We start from the raw sequence: 19,389 nt of genomic DNA on the forward strand, positions 1-19,389 counted from the left end.
TACGTCGAATAGCACTTGTAACGCCCGCGCGCCTCGAACTCGTTGCTCTGGTGAGTGCGGTGAGTGCGGTGAGTGCGGTGAGTGCGGTGAGTGCGGTGAGCCGTTGGACGCTGAGACGCGCGAAAGCCGTAGTGGGTCCGGTAGTCTGCTGGACCGCGCGTGAGTGCGGGGGCCAGGCCGTGGACACTGTTGCTGTCGACAGGCTGCGTCTGATCGACGGCGAGGACGGCCCGCTTTGCGGGGAACAGCCGAAGAAGTCCCGGTCGTCGATCAGCGAGAACTGTGAAGGCCCCGCGGTGGGGTGGCTGATGGGCCTGGCCCTGCCCCAGCGTCAGCGGTGTGGCGACGTGTGGTGCGACGACCGGGTGCTGCTCGACTCCGGGGCAGGATTGCACGCGCTGCATGGAGAAGCAGGAAGAGCGCCGCGCGGCCACCGAGAAGCAGCTGCACCAGGGCGTGAGCGAAGGCGTACGAGTGGGAGCAGGTCCGGGCCCGCCAGGCCGCCGCAGCTCAGGCCCGAGTCGAAGCCGCAGCCGCGCAGCCGGCTGACGATGTAGTGACCGCGCCAGCGGCTGCGGTCGTGCTGCCCTCACCGCGCACGGCCGCCGGCGTTCCTGCTTCGGAGCAGGAGGTCGCCGACCTCGGCAACGACCGGGGGCTGGTCCTCGAGGGCCTGACCCGCGCGCAGGTCCTGGACTGGCGCACCCGCAGCGCCCAGGACGATCAGTGCGCTCAGGCGTTGCCCCACGCTTCGAGGAACTGCTGGCGGTCGTCGTCTGTCTCGTAGGTCAGGCGACTGGCGAGCAGGACATGCCAGGCGGTGGTCTCTGCATCGCGCAGCCACAACCGCCCGATGTACCGAGGGCTGGCTTGGGTGAACGTGCCACGCGCCAGTGCGCTCCCGATCACGTCGGCTACAGCCTCGCGTTGCTGGTCGGAGAGTTCTCCCAGGAAGCTGAGTACGCGGTCGGTGATGCCCGCTTCGTTGCCTTCGATCAGGCGGTCGAAGAATGGACCACCCGCGTTGGCGGGGTCGATGTAGAGAGCGGCATCCCCTCCCGCCTGTCCCAGGGCATGCCAGAAATCGCGGCCCTCGGGCGTACCTGGCAGGGGAAGTGCGGCGAAGAGGTTAGCCAGATGGCCGTTGGCCGCCTGGTTGTAGGAGACGTCGCAGGCTGCCGCAGAGGCGATCTCCGCAACCTGTCCGGTGTTCAGTCCTGCGCCCTCCGGCCAGTCGAGCGGTGCGTTGAGGCGCCGGACAAGGTGCCGCGCCAGTTCATCGTCCTTGTCCGCGAAGCGCCTGACGATCACGTTTTCCCCGCTTCCGTGCCAGATGTCTGGCGTACGAGACGGCTCTGTCCGTTCAGCAGTCTGCCCAACTGGCCCGTATAACCAACGGAGTACGCGGACAACGTCTGGGAAACGCCCGCGCCGAAGCAGCCTGACTTCAGGAGGACCTCCGAACCGCACGGTTGGCCCCACCTGTAGACAGGCAGCGCGAGCTGCTACTAAGGAGTGCCTTCGCTCTGGCCGACTTGGTGCGTGTCGGGCACCGTCACCCAGCCGCGCCGTGCCGCCTCGCGCTGGGGCCCGGTCCGGCGGGCGCCGCAGTTCGGGTCACCTGGCCAGCACCATTCCAACGACGCAGTAGGCGAGGTGTGGCGCACGCAGCAGGACGCGAGGTACACCACGCGCGCTTCGCACGATCCTCACCGCCCAGGGGCTATGGAATGAGCGGCGATGCGAAGAACGGCCCCGGCTGCCTTCGGGCCCCACCGCCCGTTCTGACTGGAGTCCGTACCGGACCAAGGTCGCTCATGACCTGCGGGTGTCAGTGAACGTCGGTCTCTGCGGCAATACGGTCAGCCATGCGTTGGCGCACGTAGGGAGCCATGTGGGCCACACTGCGCACCCGATGCTCGTCCTCAAGCTTCAGCAGCCCCGTGAGAGGGGTTCAAATACGAGTTCCGAGACACAGTTGTATGCGGCCTGCATCGTGCTCAGTTCCCGGTTGGAGACTGGGGTGGGACGGGGCCCTCACCCGCGTAGGTGTGGCCGCGCGGGGCCGACGGTGCGTCGTCTTCAGAGAGGGTCAGACTGAGCCAGGGGCCGGCGACGGCGTCGTCGTCCAGGCTGATGCCGAGGTGGTCAAGTACGAGAGCCACCACTGGTGCCATTCCGGCGCTTTCGCCCTCGTGTGCGGCGAGTGCCGTCTCGACACGGTCCCGCCAGGGGCCGGTGGGCCCGGTGCCTGGCATGCCCGGCTCGAAGTTCTCGACGCATTCGCCGTCGCGCCAGTGCTGGAAGACGTCAAGGCCTTCGGTGGTCAGCACGCTGTACGTCTCGGTGCCCCGGGACAGGGCTGCGAGCGGTTCGGCCCAGGAGCCGATGACGCCGTCCTCCTCGATGCAGAAGGTCCAGTCGCCGAGGCTGCCGGACCGCAGCAGTGAGACCGCTCCGTCGGCAAGTTGGCCGGTGGGCAGTTCCGACGCCTGGTCCGCGTCGAGGAGACGGGAGCGGGACGGGTCGGCCCCGTACCGGGTGAACACCTCCTCGGCGGTCAGGTCCCGGGTAAAGGTGACGCACATCCAGGCTGTCGCCCAGTCGAGCGAGGGTGCGTCATCGTTTGCTGGCATGTTCCGCCTCCGTGATTCGTGCCGCTGCGTGCCGCTGGTCTCCGCACCGCCCGTCACGGGCGGTGCGGAGACCAGATCATGATGCCTGTTCAGGCCGTGAACTCGATACGGAAGGGGTCGTTGTTCACCAGGCGCTGGTACTTGCGGAGTGAGCCGAGGACACCGCCCGCCGAGCTGTTGGCCCGCTGGCTGATGTGCAGCCGCAGGCAGGTTTCGGTGCCTGTGGTCGGACGGTCCGGCCAGGTTGCCGGGGCGGACCAGACGTTGTTCACGACCTGCGGGGTCAGTTCGGCGCACAGGCTTCCGTCCTGGCCGCCCTCCTTGGTGCTGGCCATCGGGAACTCGTCGCAGCTGTCCGCGCCGCTCGTGTTCGGGTGGATGTTGGTGAAGGGCGTGCAGGTCGCGGCGCGGTTGGTGTTCGCCTGGTCCTGGTCGACGGCGTGCAGGATGTTGGTGCCCCGCCGCTGCATGATCTCTTCGTAGATGGGGACGACGATCCCGTACTTCTCGTGGGAGCGGGAGTAGCTCAGTACCGGAAGGTCGTCGGTGGGGATGACGCAGCCGCGTAGCCGGGGCTGTTCCTTGTCGCAGCGGATCTCGCCGTCTGCGGGGCTGGACCAGGAGGCGTTCTCGTCGATCGGGGTGGCGCCGGGCATCGTCACGTACATCGCGTAGCTGGTGCGGAAGGAGGAGCGGGTCGTGTCGGTGGCGAAGGAGTCGCCGCTGTACTTGGTGGAACCCGAGACCTGCTGTTGCGGCACCAGGGTGGTGGCGAACCAGGGCTGCTGGGTGACGGTCTTGCAGCCGGCTCCGCAGCTGACCTTCATGCGCACCGTGAGGCTCTTCACGTCACCGGAGACGTTGATCAGTTTGGCGGTGATCGTTTCTTTGAGGTCGAGGGTCTTGTAGGAGGTGGCGAGGGTGGAGTTCACCTCGATGTCGCCGGTGCCGATGGGGACGCTTTGCGCGTTGTAGAGCGTGTACTTGACGATGACGCCACGCAGGCACATGCCGCCGGTGCGGCTCCAGGTCCACTGGCCCTCGTTGGCGACTGCGCAGGAGGGCTCGGGCGGCTCCGGATCATCGGCGTCCGGCTCGAACTCCGAGGTGGTGCCGTCACCGGACGGGTCGTCGGCGGCAGCGGCGGTGATGCCGGCGGCGGGCGGGGAGGGTGCGGCAGGCTGACGGCTCGTGGCGCCGCTCTTCTCAGCGGATACGGGCTGTACACGTGTGCACGCTTTGACCGCGCCGCCCGCGTCCGTGCGGTTCTCGGTGGGGATCGTGGTACAGGTTGTGTCTGCGGTAAAGGCGGCGCTCTGTGTGAGTGTTTCGGCGGAGGTTGTCGCCGCGGTGGTGGCCGCCGGTGTGGCGATGGTGGTGGCGGCCGGTGTGGCCTGGCTGATGCCGGCTCCGGTGGTGCCGGTCGCGGTGACGGCGAGGAGGGCTGCCATCAGCAGCGCCGGTCTGGATGGTTTTCTCACAGTGTGTCTCCTGCTTCGAGCTTCACGTTGTTCATGGGGATGGGGGTGGGGGGCGTATCAGGCGACCAGGTCGACGAGGCTCTTAGTGATGCTGGAGACCTTGTCCTCGGCGACGTCCGTGATCTTGTCTACGACGGGCTTGATGAGCTTGCCGCCAGCGGCTTTGTCGGCTGCGCCCAGCCACTTGGACTGGCCGAAGGTGACCAGGCTCAGGCCGGTGCCGGCGGCGGAGGTGAAGAACTCGCCGCTGGTGAAGCCGTGTTCGATGCCGGTGAAGAGGGAGCCGAGGGCGCCCGCGCCGGTGGCGAGGGTGGCGAAGAAGCCGGCTGCGGCGAGGGCCGGCGGGAAGACGAAGGCGGCGAGGGTGCAGCCGGCTGCGAGGAAAGCGGCGCCGATGCTGACCGCGTTGGCCGCGTCGGCGTAGAACTGGGCGTCGTTCCACCATTCGTCGGAGTTGGCGGGGTCCTTGGTGCCGTTGGGGTTGACCTGGTCGTTCTTGCCGTTGCCGGCCGGGTCGAGTTTGGCGTCACGGTCGGCCTTGGCCTTGGCTGCGGCCTCCCTGGCTTTGGCGATCACCTCGGCGGCGTGCTTCTCGGCGGTGATCCGCTGGGCCTCGGAGTAGGCGGCGGCGGCCGCTGTGGCGTCCGCCTGCGCGGCAAGTTTGGCGGCACGGGCTGCGGCAGCCGACGTCTGGGCCGCGGCGGAGGACTTGAGAGCGGCGCGCGCCGAGTCCATCGCCTTGTTGGCGGAGTAGTTCGCTGAGCGGGCCGCGCCGCGGGCGGTCGCGGCGGCCGACTTCGCGGTGTTGGCGGAGGCCTGGGCATCGGCGGCCGACTTGTCGGCGGCGTCCGCGTTCCGGCGCGCCTCGTCGGCGAAGTTTTCGGCCTTGGCGGCGGAGGCGATCGCCTTGTCCGCCCATTCCTGGGCCTTGGCGGCGTCGTTACGGGCGTCGTAGGAGGCCTTGGTCGCCAGCGCGGCGTCCTCCTGCGCCTTCTCGGCGATCTTCGCTGCTGCCGCGATGGCGCCGCGGATCGCGGCGACGTGGGTGGCGGTGTCGTGGTCGAACTGGGCCGTACGGAACTGGACCAGGGTGATGAAGTTGCGGAGCATCCACGCCGGGCCCTCGAGGGCGACCTCCGCGTACGCCTTGGTGAAGGCGCCGCCGGTGGTGAGGAGCTCGTTGGCGCGGACCCGGTCGTCCTCGTAGACCGCCAGCGGGTAGTCGTGGTCGAAGAAGTAGTTGAGCGATTCGGTGGTGTTGATGTCGAGCGCCTTGTTGCCGGCGGCCTTGACGGCCTTGCCCGCGCCCTCATCGGCGATGATCTTGTTGATTGCCACCCGCAGTTCCTCGTCCGAGGCTCTCTTCATCCCGCTGGTGAGGAAGTCGCCGACGGCCGCGATGTCAGAGCTCTCCAGGGCGAGCGCGGCGGCCTCGGCGACCTTCGGTGCGGCGATGGTCGCCACGTGGAGTGCGGTCTCACGGTCGTCCTGGCTCTGGGCGACGCTCCGGTCGATGTCGATCCAGGCGTAGACGTCGTCGTCGGAGCCGGCGAGCGCGTGCTGGGCGGCCTGCCGGGTCCAGGCGCCCCTGGCATCAAGCAGGGCGATAGCGGCCTTGCGCCCCAGGGGCGCAGCGAGACCCAGATCACCGGAGTACAGGGCCTGCTCGGCCTGGGCGATCCGGTCCTTGGTCTCCTGCGTGGTGCGGTCCGCAAGGAGCCGCTTGTCGCGGACGTCGGCCAGTTCGGTCGTCTCGATGGAGGCGAGTAGCTGTGCCTCCTCGATCGCCTGCTGCTTGTCCTGCTCCAGGGTCTGGGCCTCGGCGGCGCGCGCGTTCTTCTCCACCTCGATGGCGTCGGACACGGCCTGGGTGGCAACGTTCGCGGCTTTCACGGCCTGATCGGAGTGTGCGGTCGACTTGTTGGCGTAGTCGATGGCCTGGCCTGCGTACTTCACGGCCTCCTCGGCGGCGGCTGCCGCCTTGTCGGCGTGGTCGGCTGCGGAGTTGGCGGCGTCGCGCGCGGTGCGTGCCGCCGCCGCGGCGGCGGACGCCAGGGACTGGGCGGCGGAGGCTGCGTTGGTAGCGCGGTTGGCGGCGCTGGTGGCGATGGCGGCCTGGCGCTTCGCCTCGTCGGCCTCGGCCTTGGCGGCACCCGCCGAGGCGGCGGCCTGTGCGGCGGCGGTGGCGGCGGCGGCCGAGTTGCGTGCGGCGGAGGCGGCCGCCTTGCCGGCGGTCGCCGCCTGGTCGCCGGCGATGGCCGCCTTGTCGGCGGCCTTGGCAGCGGTACGGGCCTTGTCGGCGGCGTTCTTCGCGGCGACCGCAGCGTCCTTGGCGATCTGTGTCTTGTTCGCGTCCTTGGAGGCGGCTATCGCTGCGCTGTAGGCGTAGGCTGCGGCGCTGCCTGCCTTCGAGGCGGCCTGTGCGGCGCCGGCGGCTGCCCAGGAGGCGCGGCGGGATGCCTTCACCGCGGCGTTGGAGGCGTTGATGGCGTTGCGTGCGGCGTCTGCCGCGCCCTTTGCCGCGCTCGACGCTTTGCGGGCCGCGGCCGCTGACTTCTGCACATCGCTCTGGGCGGCGGATGCCTCGGCGGCGGCTTTCTGGGCGGCCTCCTTGGCTTTTCCGGCGGCGGTTTCGGCGCGTGCGGAGGCCTCCACGGCCAGGTTGGTCTCGCGTTCGGCGCGCTTGCCCTCGCGCTCGACGACGGCCACCAGTTCCTCGATGGTCGCCGACTCCTGGTCGCGGGCACGCGCGATGTGCTGACCGGTCTCGATGAACCACTCCACATCGGTCGCGGTGCCGCTGAGCGCACGGTTCGCGTACTTCCGCACCTCCGCGCCGGCGGTCAGCAGCATGGCGCTGATCTGGACCTGGGTGTCCTCCAGGCGTGCGTCGTACTGCTTGTCGGTGAGGAAGGCGGTGAGTGTCGGCGCGGTGCCGGTGTCGAGGGCGGTGTTGGCGTCGCGCACCACCGCCTTGTCGCCGGTGGCCGAGACGACGGTGGTGGCGACCTGGAGGTCTTCGATGATGGCGGGTTTGAAGCCGTCTTTCAGGAACGCGGCGATCGCGGTGTCGCCGTTCTCGAGGGCGGCGACGGCCTCCCGGCGCAGGCCCTTGCCCGCACGGTCCAAGCTGCGAACGATCGCGACCCGGTTGTCTTCCACGGTCTGCTTGGGCAGCGTCTCAACGAGGAACGTCTGGATGTCGGCATCTGTCCCGTAGAGGGCCTGGGCGGCGGCGGCTTTGACGCCCTTGCCTCCGGTCAGCCACGCCCTGACAACCTTGGCGCGCTCGGTGTCCGGCAGCGGCACCGGTTCGGGCACGGCGCTTTCGGTGGCAGCGGCGGTGGCCGGTATCAGGGCCGAGGGTGTGGCCGCTACGGCGGCAGCGGCCGCGAGAGAGCCGAGTACGCGGCGTCTGCTCCAGAACGTTGTCTGCATGGGAAATTCCTTATCGAGGCAGCGGAGTGAGGCCCGCCGCAATCGCGCCGACAGGGCAAGCCACGGAAATACGTGCGGGGGCATCACTGAATTGCAGTGACCCTATCAACTCGCAGCCTTAAAACCAGCGTTGTGGGCCGGGCAGGGCAACTCGGCCACAATGCATGCCTTTACATGACCCTCACAATCATCCATACAACCTTTTCGCGAGATGGCGAAGGTCACACCAAGCATGTATTCAATGCCCCGTTTGGGCAGGTAAAAGCGGTAGACCAAGGGTCTACTTCGTGTTGCCATGACGGAACCCACGGTGATGACGCGTCGTCAAGCCTGTCCCCAGGGTGGCCGGGCGGGGCGCTTCAGGACGACGATAAGAGCCTTTGAACACTCAATCCTGTCCTGTATGCCTGTGATTTTATTCGAGCTGAGGAATGCAATGAGGAAGCGCAGCACAATGACACCGCGACAGCGAAGAATTGGACTTGCGGCAAGAATTTTCGGCACTGTGGCAACCGGCGCTCTCACAATCCTCGCGATGACCACCGGCCTCCTCGGCTCGCCCGCCCATGAGACATCGGCATCACCCGGGCTTGTCGCGGACGGCACTCCCGGCTACGCCGTCGAGGACTACAACTACCCGCAGGCCGACAAAATCCTGGCGGAGAAGAACCTCGTCCTCAAGCGCGGCGACGGACACATCACCCTCGCTGACTGCGCGGCCGGCACGGGGCAGCTGGAGCTCCTGGCACGCAACAACACCAGCAAGATCTGCTTCAAGGTCGTCGGCAACGAGGGCTGGCTGACCCTGGAGATCCCTTCCGTCTACTCGGTGAAAGGCAACGACTACTCCACCACCGTCGACATGACCGTCGGCGCCGAGGAGAAGACCTACGAGATCGACAAGAACACCTGGACACCTGTGGGTGAGGCCGCGGACACAGAAGGCCGGGAGCACATGCTCGTGGAGATCCGGACGACGAAGTAGCCGCGTGCGGGTGCAGATTCCCGCAACTGCCCTGTTCAGCACCGCATGCCTATCGTCCAAGTCCGCGTCCAGCAAGGAACCTCGCACACCCATGAGACTCACCAGACGATCCCGCAGCGTCGCGCTCGCCGCGTCCATGGCCGCCGCACCGCTCATGCTGAGCGCTGTTCCGGCCGCCGCCGTAACCGGCCCGGCTTCCGCCGCCGCCGACACCACCCACGCCTACACCGCACAGCTGACCATCGGCAGTCACGACCAGGGCTGCTCCGGCGTTCTGGTCGACACCGAATGGCTACTCACCGCCGCCAGCTGTTTCGCCGCGGACCCGGCGACCAGCCTTGCCGTCGACGCCGGCGCGCCCAAGAAGCCGGTCACCGCCACCATCGGCCGCACCAATCTGAGCAGCAGCTCCGGCGCCGTACGCCAGGTAGTCGAGCTGGTGCCGCGCACCGACCGCGATGTGGTCCTGGCCCGCCTGAACCAGCCAGTCACCAACGTCGCGCCGGCCACCCTGGCCAGCACCGCACCCACCGCCGGCGAGGAACTGAAGTTCGCGGGCTACGGCCGTACCGCTGATGAGTGGGCGCCGCTGAGCCTGCACACCGGCACCTACACCGTCAACTCGGCCGCCGCTACCACGGCGGCCGTCACCGGCAAGGACGCCGCCGCATGCCTGGGCGACTCCGGCGGCCCCGTCCTTCGCGGTACCGGCTCCACGGCTCAGCTGATCGCCCTCAACAGCCAGTCATTCCAGGGCGGTTGTCTCGGCACCGACGCCACTCAGACCAGTACCGCAGGTATCACCGCCCGTGTCGACGACCTGAAGTCCTGGATCGACACTAAGGTCCGCGCCACAGCGATCACCGACTTCAACGGTGACGGCGTCGAAGACATCGCCATCGCCGATCCGAAGGCGAGCGTCGGCGGGGATGCCGGCGCCGGCCTGGTACGGGTCGTGTACGGCGGCAAGGGCACCGCTCAGATCGACCAGGACCTGGACTGGGTGTCCGGCGGAGCCGAGGCGAACGACGGCTTCGGCGAGGCGCTGGCCACCGTCGATTACAACCAGGACGGATACACCGACCTGGTGGTCGCCAGCCCGGGAGAGGCACTGGCCGACGTCCCGAACGCGGGCATGGTCCACGTACTCTTCGGCGGCCCCAGCGGACTGGGAACCGGAGCGGTCAAGAGCAAGAACCTGGAGCAGGGCGCGGGCACCGGCGCGATCCTCGCCTCGACCTCCGAGGCCGGTGACCGCATGGGCCAGGCCCTCACGGCCGGCACCACAGCCGCAGGCCGCCCGTGGATCCTCATCGGTGTACCGGGCGAGTCCGTCGGCACCGAGGCCGGGGCCGGCATGGTCTTCTACGTCTACGGCGACACCAGCCGCACCCTCCACCAGGACCTTCCCACCTCAGTGCCGGGGGTGGCCGAGGCCGGCGACAAGTTCGGTGCCGCCGTCGCGGGCGACGGAAACTTCTTCGCCATCGGCGCGCCCGGCGAAGCCATTGGCACCGCGACCGAATCCGGCACGGTGGCCCTGTTCAGCCACACCCTGGACGCGGACGGCCGGCCCACCTCCATCGGCGGTCTAGACCAGGACAACAGCGCAGTCACCGGTGCCGCCGAGGCGGGCGACGAGTTCGGGGCCGCCCTGGCCATGACCGCCTACCGCTCCTCCACCACGACCGGTAGCAACACCTCCATGCTGGCGATCGGTTCACCGGGCGAGACCACCACCGCTGGCGGTGCCGACGCAGGGGAAGCAGGCCGCGCCATCCTGGTACGGGTCAACGCCGACAGCACCTGGAGCTACCTGCGTGAACTCCGCCAGGGCGAAGCGGACGACACAGTCGTGGGCACCTCGGAGACCGGTGACCGGATGGGAGAGAGCCTGACAGCGATCAACACTGCGCCGCGCGAAGTAGCCACCGCTACCACCCTGCTCCTCGCCGTCGGAACCCCTGGTGAGGCCATCGGTACGGAGGCCGCGGCCGGGGCGATCCACAGCTTCTCGATGCTGGGCGCGGCGGGCGACAGCGACCTGTGGCTCGAAGCCGGAGACGGCGACGGCATTCCCGGCACTCCCAAAGCCGGCCAGCGCGTGGGCCAGAGCATCCACTTCACCGGCACTCGCCTGTACGCCGGCATGCCTTACGGGCCCAGCGCCTACGGCGCCCTGCATGCCCTGCCGATCGGCAATGTCATTCCCGGCGGCACCGACGGAACGGTGACCACCTACCAACCCGGAGCCGGCGGCCTACCCACGACGGGAACCGCGTTCGGCTACGCCGCGCGCTGAAGCCAACACAGCCATCGGCCACCAGCTACTCACTCCTGGTGGCCGACTGGTCGGCCGGGACCGGCCAAGGCTCCCGAAAAGCCACAGGTGGAATGAGGAAGAGGTCGTCCATGTCGACGACGCGTCCGGCAGCCATCGGGTGCACTGATCGATCTTGCCCGCGACATCGACGCCCGGCCACGCCGACGGGTACGACGCGGCCGGCCGGATCCGCTCCTGGCATATCTGACCGCCGACCATGGGCGGCGGGGGAGCACGGCGCATCCGAGGTGCTCTACCCGGACTGCGATGCACCCCGCGAGAGCCCGGCACCACCCCGCTTTCCGCGCAGGTTCGTTTCTCCGGTACGACTGTTCTCCTCACACGGGTGACCTGCAGGGCAGTTACCGCACAGAGTGGTCGGTGGGTCGCTATCAACAGCATTTGATCAAGTCTGCTCTGCGGGGCCTCGCGGCCGCCGCCCTCATCGTCCTGCCGTACGCGGCCGCCCCGCCGGCCCACGCCGCGCAGAGCGTTCCGCTCGCCGCGGCCGTCGAGCGCCTGACTGTAGGCACCGAGTCGCGGGAGGGATATCAGCGCACGTCCTTCAAGCACTGGAACGCCGGCCGGAATCCTTCCGACGGCTGCAGTACCCGCAGCGAGGTGCTGATCTCCGAGGCCGTCGACGCCCCTGAGATCGGCCCCGCCTGCCGGCTGACGGGCGGCCGCTGGTGGTCCTATTACGACGCGACCTGGGTGACCTCCGCGTCCGGCCTGGACATCGACCACATGGTGCCCCTGGCGGAAGCCTGGGACTCGGGTGCCTCCGCCTGGACGGCGCAGCGCCGCGAGGCCTACGCGAACGACCAGGGCGCGGAGACGTCCCTGGTGGCCGTCACTGGCAGATCCAACCGCAGCAAGAGCGACAAGGACCCGGCCGACTGGATGCCGCCCGCCCCCGACGCCGCGGTGCGTTGCACGTACGCCGCACAGTGGGTGGGTACGAAGCTGCGCTGGAATCTCACCGTCGACGACGGTGAACTCGCGGCCCTGCGGGACGTCGCCGGCGGCTGTCCGCTGGAGTCCGTGGCGTACGAGCCCGCCGGGTAGCGTCCGGCGCGCAGAGTGCGAAGTGCCGGCTGAGGCGAGGGCTGGCCGGGGCCGTGGGCGGTGGCGTACGGACCACAGCCGTTTCGCCGCGGAAGGTTCGGCGGGGCTTCGGCCGGAGAACCGGCTGGGACGGACAGTGCCCGGTCCCCGGGTTCTCCAGCTCCCCTGAGTAGAAGGCCGGGCAGAAGCGGGCTCTCCTGTCCGACGTGGCCTGCCCGTTCGGTGCGGCAGCTCATCCAGACGAGTGATGCGACCACTTTTGCGGCGGGGGTGGGCCAGTGGTGGCGGGCGTTGTTCGACAAACGCCCGACGCTGATCGGCCCTTGTGTGACATATGCCACTGCGTGGGCGGCATTCGTCTTCTGAGGGCCCGCGTGCGGGACATAACGCCTGTTCATGGAGGTACATGGAACACCTGAACCACGACGACACTCACGTTCCGTCGACCTCCCATGATCGCTGAGTCATTTTTCTGAGGGGTGCGTGAGTGTGGGGTCCCGGAAATCGACAGGGTGGTGGTGAGGGTCCAACACGGGCCTGGTGCGGGCGAGTTGTCCGCATTCGATCATCACCGGCCTCAAGGGCGAGGACCCGGTGATCACAGCACCGGAGGCCCGAGTGAGCGATGGCGACGTCGACACAGACGTATCGCCCCAGGACGGCGGACACGGCGAGATCGTGCACGAACCGCCGGACCTGCCCCTGGACTACGAGGCCTTCTACCTGGGGCACCAGGAGTTCTTCCACGGCTTCGCGGAGATCCACCTCGGCAGCCGCCGGGTGGCCGAGCAGGTGGTCCACGAAGTGCTCCTGGAGATCCTCGGCGGCTGGAACCAGCTGCTGCAGGAAGGCGACCTTGAACAGCAGACCCTGGCCGTGCTGCACCGGCGCGTCTTCGACCGGCTGCGGCGCGACGGCCGGCCTCCGGCCTTCGTCATCAACGGGCCGATAGCCAAGAACCTGCACGCCGTCAGGAACCAGCTGGAGCTCACCGGCAGCACCGGCGGACTGTACGAGGCGATCCTCGAACTGCCCTCCCGGCAGTTCACCGTCGTCGTCCTGCGCCACCTGCTCGGCTACAAGACCAGCCAGATCGCCCGCTACATGGGCCTGGACGTGCGCACCGTCGACTACCACGGCCGCAAGGGCAAGGAACGCCTCCGTGTGCAGCTGAAGCTGCCCGCCGCGCCCAGCAAGCGCAAGACCAAGAAGGGGTCGTGACCGTGAGCACCACCATCGACGAACTCCTGGCCGACGCCCGTCTGCCCACCTCCCCACCAGACGGATTCGACGTCGGCGCCGCGCTGCGCCGCCTCGCCGCCGACGCGGCGCTGGCCGCCCCGGCCCCGGACATCGCCCGGGCGGCGCAGGCCGGCCAGCGCCTGTCCGTCATCTGCCGCTGGGTGTTGAACACACCCGATGCCGCTGATCACGTCGACCGTCTCGCCCAGGATCCCAGGCACACACCCGATGACCACCTGGACGTCGACGGCGCCCTGGTCTTCGCCTGCCTGCTGTATCTGACCGATCACCCGGAAAGCGCCCAGTTCTGGTGGCAGCTGGCCGCCGGAGCTGGCAACCGGGCAGCCGCGTACTGCCTCCACCTGCACCACCTCGCGCTGGGCGAGCGCCGGGAAGCCCGGCACTGGCTCCACGAAGTCACCCACACCGTCCTCGACACCGAGGCCCCCGACGAACACTTCCTGGCCTGCCTGGAAGTGGTGGCGCACTACGTCCGCAAGAACGGCTCCGCAGCCAGCGGCCCGACCGGCGGCCTGGAGATGGAAGTCGACCGCCTGGCCACGCTCGGCACGGGCTCCTGCATCATCGTCAGCCGCCCCGACCGGCGCCTGGCCGACCGGCTGCACGACTTCACCAACCGCTGACCAGCCCAGGCACAAAGCAAAGGAGCCCCGCTCCGACCCCACGGTTCCTAGGCCACGGTCGAAAAGGGCTCCTCGCAACGATGCACCCGATGAAAGGAACACCTGCTATGCACGATAGCCCCGAGAGCCGCCCCGCACGCAAGGACCCGACGATCCTTCACCGCTTCGTGCGATGGGCCCGCCCGCGGCGGCGGGCCGCCGTCGGCCTCCTGCTGCGCGGCGCCTGCTACGGCCTGGGCTCCGGCGCAGCCGGCCTCGCCACGTTCTGGGTGCAGAGCCGCCTGTAAAGCGACGGCCGGCTTCCTCATAGGTCCTCGTTGAGGGCATGGGCCGGGCCGCCTCCTGGTGGGAAGCTGAGGACAGCGCCCGCGTTGGCGCATGGGGGATTCATGTTGATCCGGCGAGTAGTGACCAGGTGCGGGGTTACCGTCGCGGCGACCGCGCTGTGCTGGGGTGCTGTCGCGTGCGGAGGCACTGCAGCTCCCCCTGGGGACACCGGCCCTGGTCCTGAAAGCGGCGGGAACAGCGGGTCTTCTGCCTTCACTGGTTCGGCAGCAACCAGCGGCAGTTCTGGCGGAGGTGACGATGTGCCTCTCCCTTCTCCTCCGCTAACTGACACTTTCTCAACAGACCAGCCGCCGATTCCGAGCGACGACCCGACTCAGTCTTCGCCGTCGTGCAGCGACCTGCCCAATCCGACCTTCTCAATGTCATGTCCAGCGCCCTCAATGGACGGCTCCGGACCACTGCCTGAACCGGATGGATCCTGAGGCCGCAGCCGATGGTCTCCGCAGGAACACCGGCTCCCGCGGGCGGCTCTCCGGAACCGTCGTCCCGCAGTCGACGCCGTGCGGTGCGACATAGGACGGCCGCGCGTGCTGCGGCACCCCGCAGAGTGCGTCATGGGGCCCGCAGACTCTCCGGGTCAAGCCCCCGGGCGCCGGTGGCCGTGTGGGGCGGCAGTCCAGTTGAGCTGGCCAACTCGGCTTTTGGCGCCGGCTCGTTCATCGTGGCACTGATGCTCTTCGCCGGCTTCGTCCACAGCAGTGTCTACTACGGATATTTCCACCTGGAGAGCTCCGCCATCGGCTTCGACTCCGTCGAGCTGGCACTGCGCAGCCTGCGACTCGTCACATTTCCCGTCCTCATCACCCTGGCCCTGGCGGTCGTCCTGCCCCGCCTTCCCGAACTGCTTCCCATGCTCGGTGTCCCCGCCCACCTCATTCATCACATCCTTCGCGCCGGACGGGCGGTAGCACGGGCGTATCTCGCCTTCGTCGCCGCCGGCATCGTTCTGATGTTGCTGTGGCGCTACATCCATCCCTTCGTCTGGACCGCTCCCCTGCTCGTGGCGTGCGGGCTGGTCCTTGGGCAGACCAGCGCCGCAGCGCCCGCACCGACCAGACGCGGTCGTCCGTGGACACGTGTGCTGCCGGTGGCCGGAGCGGCGCTGTTCCTGATGTGGGTGGTGGCCCTGGCAGCCGGTCAGCTCGGCCGTCAGGACGCGGAGCGAGACGCTGAACGGATCGAGCAGCGCGTCGCCGTCCTCATCCACAGCACCGAGCAGCTGAGCATCACCGGACCTGCCGGACTGAAAGCGGAAGACCTGGGCGAAGGCTTTCACTACCGGTACCGCTACAGCGGCCTGCGACTGCTGGTCGAGCGCGATCACCGCTACTACCTGCTGCCGCTGGGCTGGAACCACAACACGGATCCCACCTACGTCATCGACGACGACGAAAGCATCCGGGTCGAACTGCGCCCCGGGACCCAGCCACGCCAATGACCAAGTCCCGTTACCAGAAGCACCCACGCTTCACAAAAGGGATCAACGCCACAGCGGGCTGTACGGTCGTCCGCGCGCTCCGGACAGCTGAAGCGATTCTTGCTGGAACTCGCCTTGGCCAGAACCTGCTTGCGGCCTAGTTGTTTGGTGATCAGTCGCTCCAGTCGCTGGGGTCGCTGCTGGAACACACGGTCGCAGCGACTGGAAGCGCAGCGACTCAGCCGCCGTTCGGTCGCTGCGCCCAGACATTTGGAATACGCAGGTCACAGCGAGGGTGGCGTGTAGTTAGCGACTGAAGCGACCGAAGGCCGGAGTATATGAAGTCGAACCTATGTGCGCGTGTGCGTTACATATAGGGAGCTTCAGTCGCTTCAGTCGCTGCTTTGGGTGGTGTGCATGCTTTGACCTGCAGATTTGCGTGAAACCAGCGAGAGCGACTGAACGAGTCTCGGTCGCTGCCGCATCAGCTGGGTCGCTCCCGGTACCTCTCGACCGCGTCATCGACACAGGAGCAGGGTTCTTTCGCACGTGTTCCACAACTTCACGCACCACGTTCGCTACGCTGTGTCCGTCGTTGAGTCGCTTCGGTCGCTGATTGGGGGTGTGAATGCCTGCTGAGCTGCACTTTTCTAGCAACGACGCACGGCAGCCCGCCCTAGAGTCTTCGGTCGCTGTCTCCCTGGCGACCGCCAGCTGGTGTGCGCGCCGCGGCTGGCCCGTGCACCCCCTCGCTGCAGGCCGCAAGACGCCGGCCGCAAACTGCAGCCAGTGCCGCGCAACTCCACACTCGCCCGGCGAGTGCCCGTGCCTGCCCGCAGGACGCTGGTGCCATGGCTTCCACGCCGCCACGTTGGACCAGCGCCGCATCAGCAACTGGTGGGGAGCCCATCCGGAATTCGGCGTCGGCATCGCCTGCGGACCCGCAGGCCTGATCGTCATCGACATCGACGCCCATGCCACCCAGCCACCGACCCGGGACCGGATCCTGCCCGGCATTCCCATCGGCGACCACATCGACCTCACCGGCCTCGCCAACGGCTTCCACACCGTCGGCATCCTCGCCGCCCTTAGAAGCCAGCGAAATCCCGCAGATGACGACACGACCCTGCGCGTACGCACCCCTTCGGGCGGCCTGCACGTCTGGTACCGGGCCACGGACAACCGCCGCTGGCGCTGCTCCTCCGGCTCCAGCCAGGGCGCAGCCCTGGCCTGGCAAGTCGATGTCCGTGCCCACGGCGGTTACATCATCGCCCCTGGCACCATCACCAGGCACGGCACGTACACCCCCCTCGACGATGTCCGCGAACCTGCCTCGTTGCCTGTCTGGCTGGCACAGGAACTCGAACGCACCGGCCACCTGCCGGCTCCCAGCGTTCCCGCGCCCCGTCCGGTCCCGCCCCGCGCTCAGCAGGCCGTTCTGGCCGCGGGCGGCGGCCGCGACCGAACCGAGCGCATGCTTGCAACAATCCTCGCCCCCGTCGAAGCCTGCGGTCAGGTCACCGAAGGCGCCGGATTCTCCGACACCCTCAACCGTGCCGCCTACACCCTCGGAGGCTTGGTGGCCGCAGGCCGCCTCACCGAGGAAGAAGCCGAACGGGCACTCACCCAAGCTGCGGCCGCTGCCCGTCCCGGCCAGGAACGCCGCGCCGCCCAGATCATCCGCAGCGGCCTGGCCGCCGGCCGCCAGCACCCCCTCCATACGCGAAGGGGCCCCCGATGACCTCCTCATCCGGCAACGAGACCGAAGCCCTCTTCGAGTTCGACCCCGAACTCGTCGCTGCCCAGATCCGCAGCCAGACCCGCCCCGCCCCAACGACCACCGTCGCGCTGCCCGCTCAAAGCGACACCTCCCGCACAGCCGCCGGCGAAGCAACCGCCGCCGGGCTCCTGCCGGACACCCTCACCGACCGCGGCAACGCCAAACTCTTCGTCAAGCTCTACGCCAACGACTACCGCCACGTCCCCGGCATGGGCTGGTACCGATGGGACACCACCCGCTGGCAGGTCGACGAGGACGACACCGTCCTGTGGGCAGCCGGCGACCTCGCCGAAGCCATCGCCACCCACGACCCGCGCGGCATGTTCACCACCCACGCCCTGCACAAACACCGCCGCCGCGCACTGTCCACCACCGGCATGAACGCCATGCTCACCCAGGCCAAATCCGCCCCCGGCATGGTCCTCAACGCCGCCCGCCTGGACGCCGACCCCTACGCCCTGTGCACCCCGGACGGCATCGTCGACCTGCGTACCGGCCTGGTCAAAACCCCCGACCCCAACAAGGACTTCCACTCCCGTTCCACCGCCGTCGGACCGCAGCCGACTCCCACCCCCCGCTGGGAACGCTTCCTGACCGACACCTTCGGCGCCGACACCGAAGACCGGCACATGATCGCCTACCTGCAGCTGCTCCTCGGCTACTCCGTCACCGGCGACGTCGGCGGCCAAGTCCTGCCCTTCCTCTTCGGCTCCGGCAAGAACGGCAAGTCCGTCCTCCTGGACGTCCTCATGAAGCTCCTGGGCGACTACGCCGACGCGGCCCCTCCCGGATTCCTCATGGCACGCCCCTACGAAGGCCACCCCACCGACCTCGCCGAACTCCACGGCCGACGCGTCATCGTCTGCTCCGAGGTCAAGCCGGGCGACAAGTTCGACGAGGGCCGCGTCAAGCTACTCACCGGCGGCGACCGCATCAAGGCCCGCCGCATGCGGCAGGACTTCTTCGGCTTCAACCCCACCCACAAACTCTGGCTGCTGGGCAACCACCGGCCCGAAGTCGGCACCGGCGGCTTCGCCTTCTGGCGCCGCATGCGGCTGATCCCCTTCGAGCGGGTCGTCCCCGACCACCGCAAGATCGACAACCTCGCCGACATCCTCGTCACCGAGGAAGGCCCCGGCATCCTCGCCTGGCTCGTCGACGGCGCCCGCCGCTACCTCGCAGGCGACCGCGACCTCACCGGCCCCGCACGCGTCCGCATCGCCACCAGCACCTACGCGGAAACCGAAGACCACACCGGCCGCTTCTACGAAGAGTGCTGCACCCACGGCCCCGACCTGCGCGCCGAACAGACCGCGCTCTACGCCGCCTACCGGTCCTGGTGCCAGAATGAAGGAGCACCTGCCATGTCCTCGCGCGCATTCGCTGCCCGCACCCGGGAACTCGTCGGACTGCCCTCACCCAAAGCGATGATCCTGTCCAACCAGCGCAAGCACTACCCCGGCATCGGACTGCTCACCGACCAGGAAAGGGACCGCACATGAGCTCCCTGATCACTGAGGACGAGATCAGCCACGAAGCCGACATCGTGTGGCTGGAGGACAACACCGACCTCGACTACGTACGCCAAAGCCTGGACCGGCTCCCCACCCGCAAAGGCAAACCCGCCTACCACCGCGGCGGCCGCATGGTCGGCTACGCCATCCTCGGCCCCACCGCCAAACCCTCCCGCGCCTCCGGCACCTTCCGCCGCCGCGTCTTCTGGCTCATGCCCCACGACCGCGACACCGAGCCCGCTGGCCTGTACGCCAAGAGCGCGCCGGCCGAAGCCGTCGACCCCCGCACCCTCGAAGCACGGGTCAAGGGCTACAAGACCGAACGCTCCGAAGGCGGCCCGCCGTCGACCGCCATGCAGGAACTCGGCATAACACTTCCGCTGTGAGGATCTACACGTCCTTCTACCGGCCATCACGGAAGCCCATGAGATCAGATATAAGGTACGCATACCCTGCCGGATGACTGAAAGCGTTGACATCAAGCATCGCCGCGGAGAACACAGTCTGGATGCC

Annotated in this window: 14 protein-coding genes; 10 read left to right on the forward strand and 4 right to left on the reverse strand. The window is 68.4% G+C overall.

Annotated elements, in window-relative coordinates:
• Positions 1–732: 732 nt before the first annotated feature.
• From K3769_RS03300 to K3769_RS03315, 4 genes are all read right to left on the reverse strand, one after another.
• On the reverse strand, positions 733–1,311 hold the full coding sequence (locus K3769_RS03300; RefSeq protein ID WP_267024932.1) for a hypothetical protein: 579 nt from the start codon (positions 1,309–1,311) through the stop codon (positions 733–735).
• 689 nt (positions 1,312–2,000) lie between these two features.
• A complete protein-coding gene (locus tag K3769_RS03305) occupies positions 2,001–2,636 on the reverse strand; it encodes a DUF6461 domain-containing protein (protein ID WP_267024933.1) in 636 nt (211 codons plus the stop codon).
• Between the two features lie 89 nt (positions 2,637–2,725).
• Complete coding sequence (locus K3769_RS03310) at positions 2,726–4,117, reverse strand: NucA/NucB deoxyribonuclease domain-containing protein (protein ID WP_267024934.1); 1,392 nt, start codon at positions 4,115–4,117, stop codon at positions 2,726–2,728.
• Between the two features lie 57 nt (positions 4,118–4,174).
• Positions 4,175–7,555, reverse strand: a complete 3,381-nt coding sequence (locus K3769_RS03315) for an ALF repeat-containing protein (RefSeq protein ID WP_267024935.1) — start codon at positions 7,553–7,555, stop codon at positions 4,175–4,177.
• Between the two features lie 535 nt (positions 7,556–8,090).
• Between K3769_RS03315 and K3769_RS03320 the strand changes: the two genes are divergently transcribed.
• The 10 genes from K3769_RS03320 to K3769_RS03365 all read left to right on the forward strand — a co-directional run bounded on the left by K3769_RS03320 (position 8,091) and on the right by K3769_RS03365 (position 19,262).
• Complete coding sequence (locus K3769_RS03320; RefSeq protein ID WP_267024936.1) at positions 8,091–8,540, forward strand: hypothetical protein; 450 nt, start codon at positions 8,091–8,093, stop codon at positions 8,538–8,540.
• A 91-nt stretch (positions 8,541–8,631) separates the two neighbouring features.
• Positions 8,632–10,842: a trypsin-like serine protease gene (locus tag K3769_RS03325; RefSeq protein ID WP_267024937.1), complete on the forward strand. Its 2,211-nt coding sequence runs from the start codon at positions 8,632–8,634 to the stop codon at positions 10,840–10,842.
• A gap of 423 nt (positions 10,843–11,265) precedes the next feature.
• Positions 11,266–11,931: an HNH endonuclease family protein gene (locus K3769_RS03330; protein ID WP_267024938.1), complete on the forward strand. Its 666-nt coding sequence runs from the start codon at positions 11,266–11,268 to the stop codon at positions 11,929–11,931.
• A 618-nt stretch (positions 11,932–12,549) separates the two neighbouring features.
• Positions 12,550–13,152 (forward strand): sigma-70 family RNA polymerase sigma factor, encoded by a 603-nt coding sequence (locus K3769_RS03335; RefSeq protein ID WP_267024939.1) that lies wholly within the window; start codon positions 12,550–12,552, stop codon positions 13,150–13,152.
• Between the two features lie 2 nt (positions 13,153–13,154).
• Entirely contained in the window at positions 13,155–13,817 is a 663-nt protein-coding gene (locus tag K3769_RS03340) for a hypothetical protein (RefSeq protein ID WP_267031229.1), read from the forward strand.
• Between the two features lie 107 nt (positions 13,818–13,924).
• Positions 13,925–14,104, forward strand: coding sequence for a hypothetical protein (locus K3769_RS03345; RefSeq protein ID WP_267024940.1), 180 nt, complete (start codon positions 13,925–13,927; stop codon positions 14,102–14,104).
• Between the two features lie 731 nt (positions 14,105–14,835).
• The gene (locus K3769_RS03350; protein ID WP_267024941.1) at positions 14,836–15,603 is read left to right on the forward strand and encodes a hypothetical protein; all 768 of its coding nucleotides are present in this window, start codon (positions 14,836–14,838) and stop codon (positions 15,601–15,603) included.
• Positions 15,604–16,210: 607 nt separating this feature from the next.
• Positions 16,211–17,323 carry a bifunctional DNA primase/polymerase gene (locus K3769_RS03355; protein WP_267024942.1) on the forward strand — a complete coding sequence of 371 codons (1,113 nt, stop codon included), beginning with the start codon at positions 16,211–16,213 and terminating at the stop codon, positions 17,321–17,323.
• A complete protein-coding gene (locus K3769_RS03360; RefSeq protein WP_267024943.1) occupies positions 17,320–18,864 on the forward strand; it encodes a DNA primase family protein in 1,545 nt (514 codons plus the stop codon). The genes K3769_RS03355 and K3769_RS03360 overlap by 4 nt, the downstream gene beginning before the upstream one ends.
• On the forward strand, positions 18,861–19,262 hold the full coding sequence (locus K3769_RS03365; RefSeq protein WP_267024944.1) for a DUF6009 family protein: 402 nt from the start codon (positions 18,861–18,863) through the stop codon (positions 19,260–19,262). The genes K3769_RS03360 and K3769_RS03365 overlap by 4 nt, the downstream gene beginning before the upstream one ends.
• The last annotated feature ends 127 nt before the right edge of the window (positions 19,263–19,389 follow it).

The organism is Streptomyces ortus (assembly GCF_026341275.1).
Taxonomy (GTDB): domain Bacteria; phylum Actinomycetota; class Actinomycetes; order Streptomycetales; family Streptomycetaceae; genus Streptomyces; species Streptomyces ortus.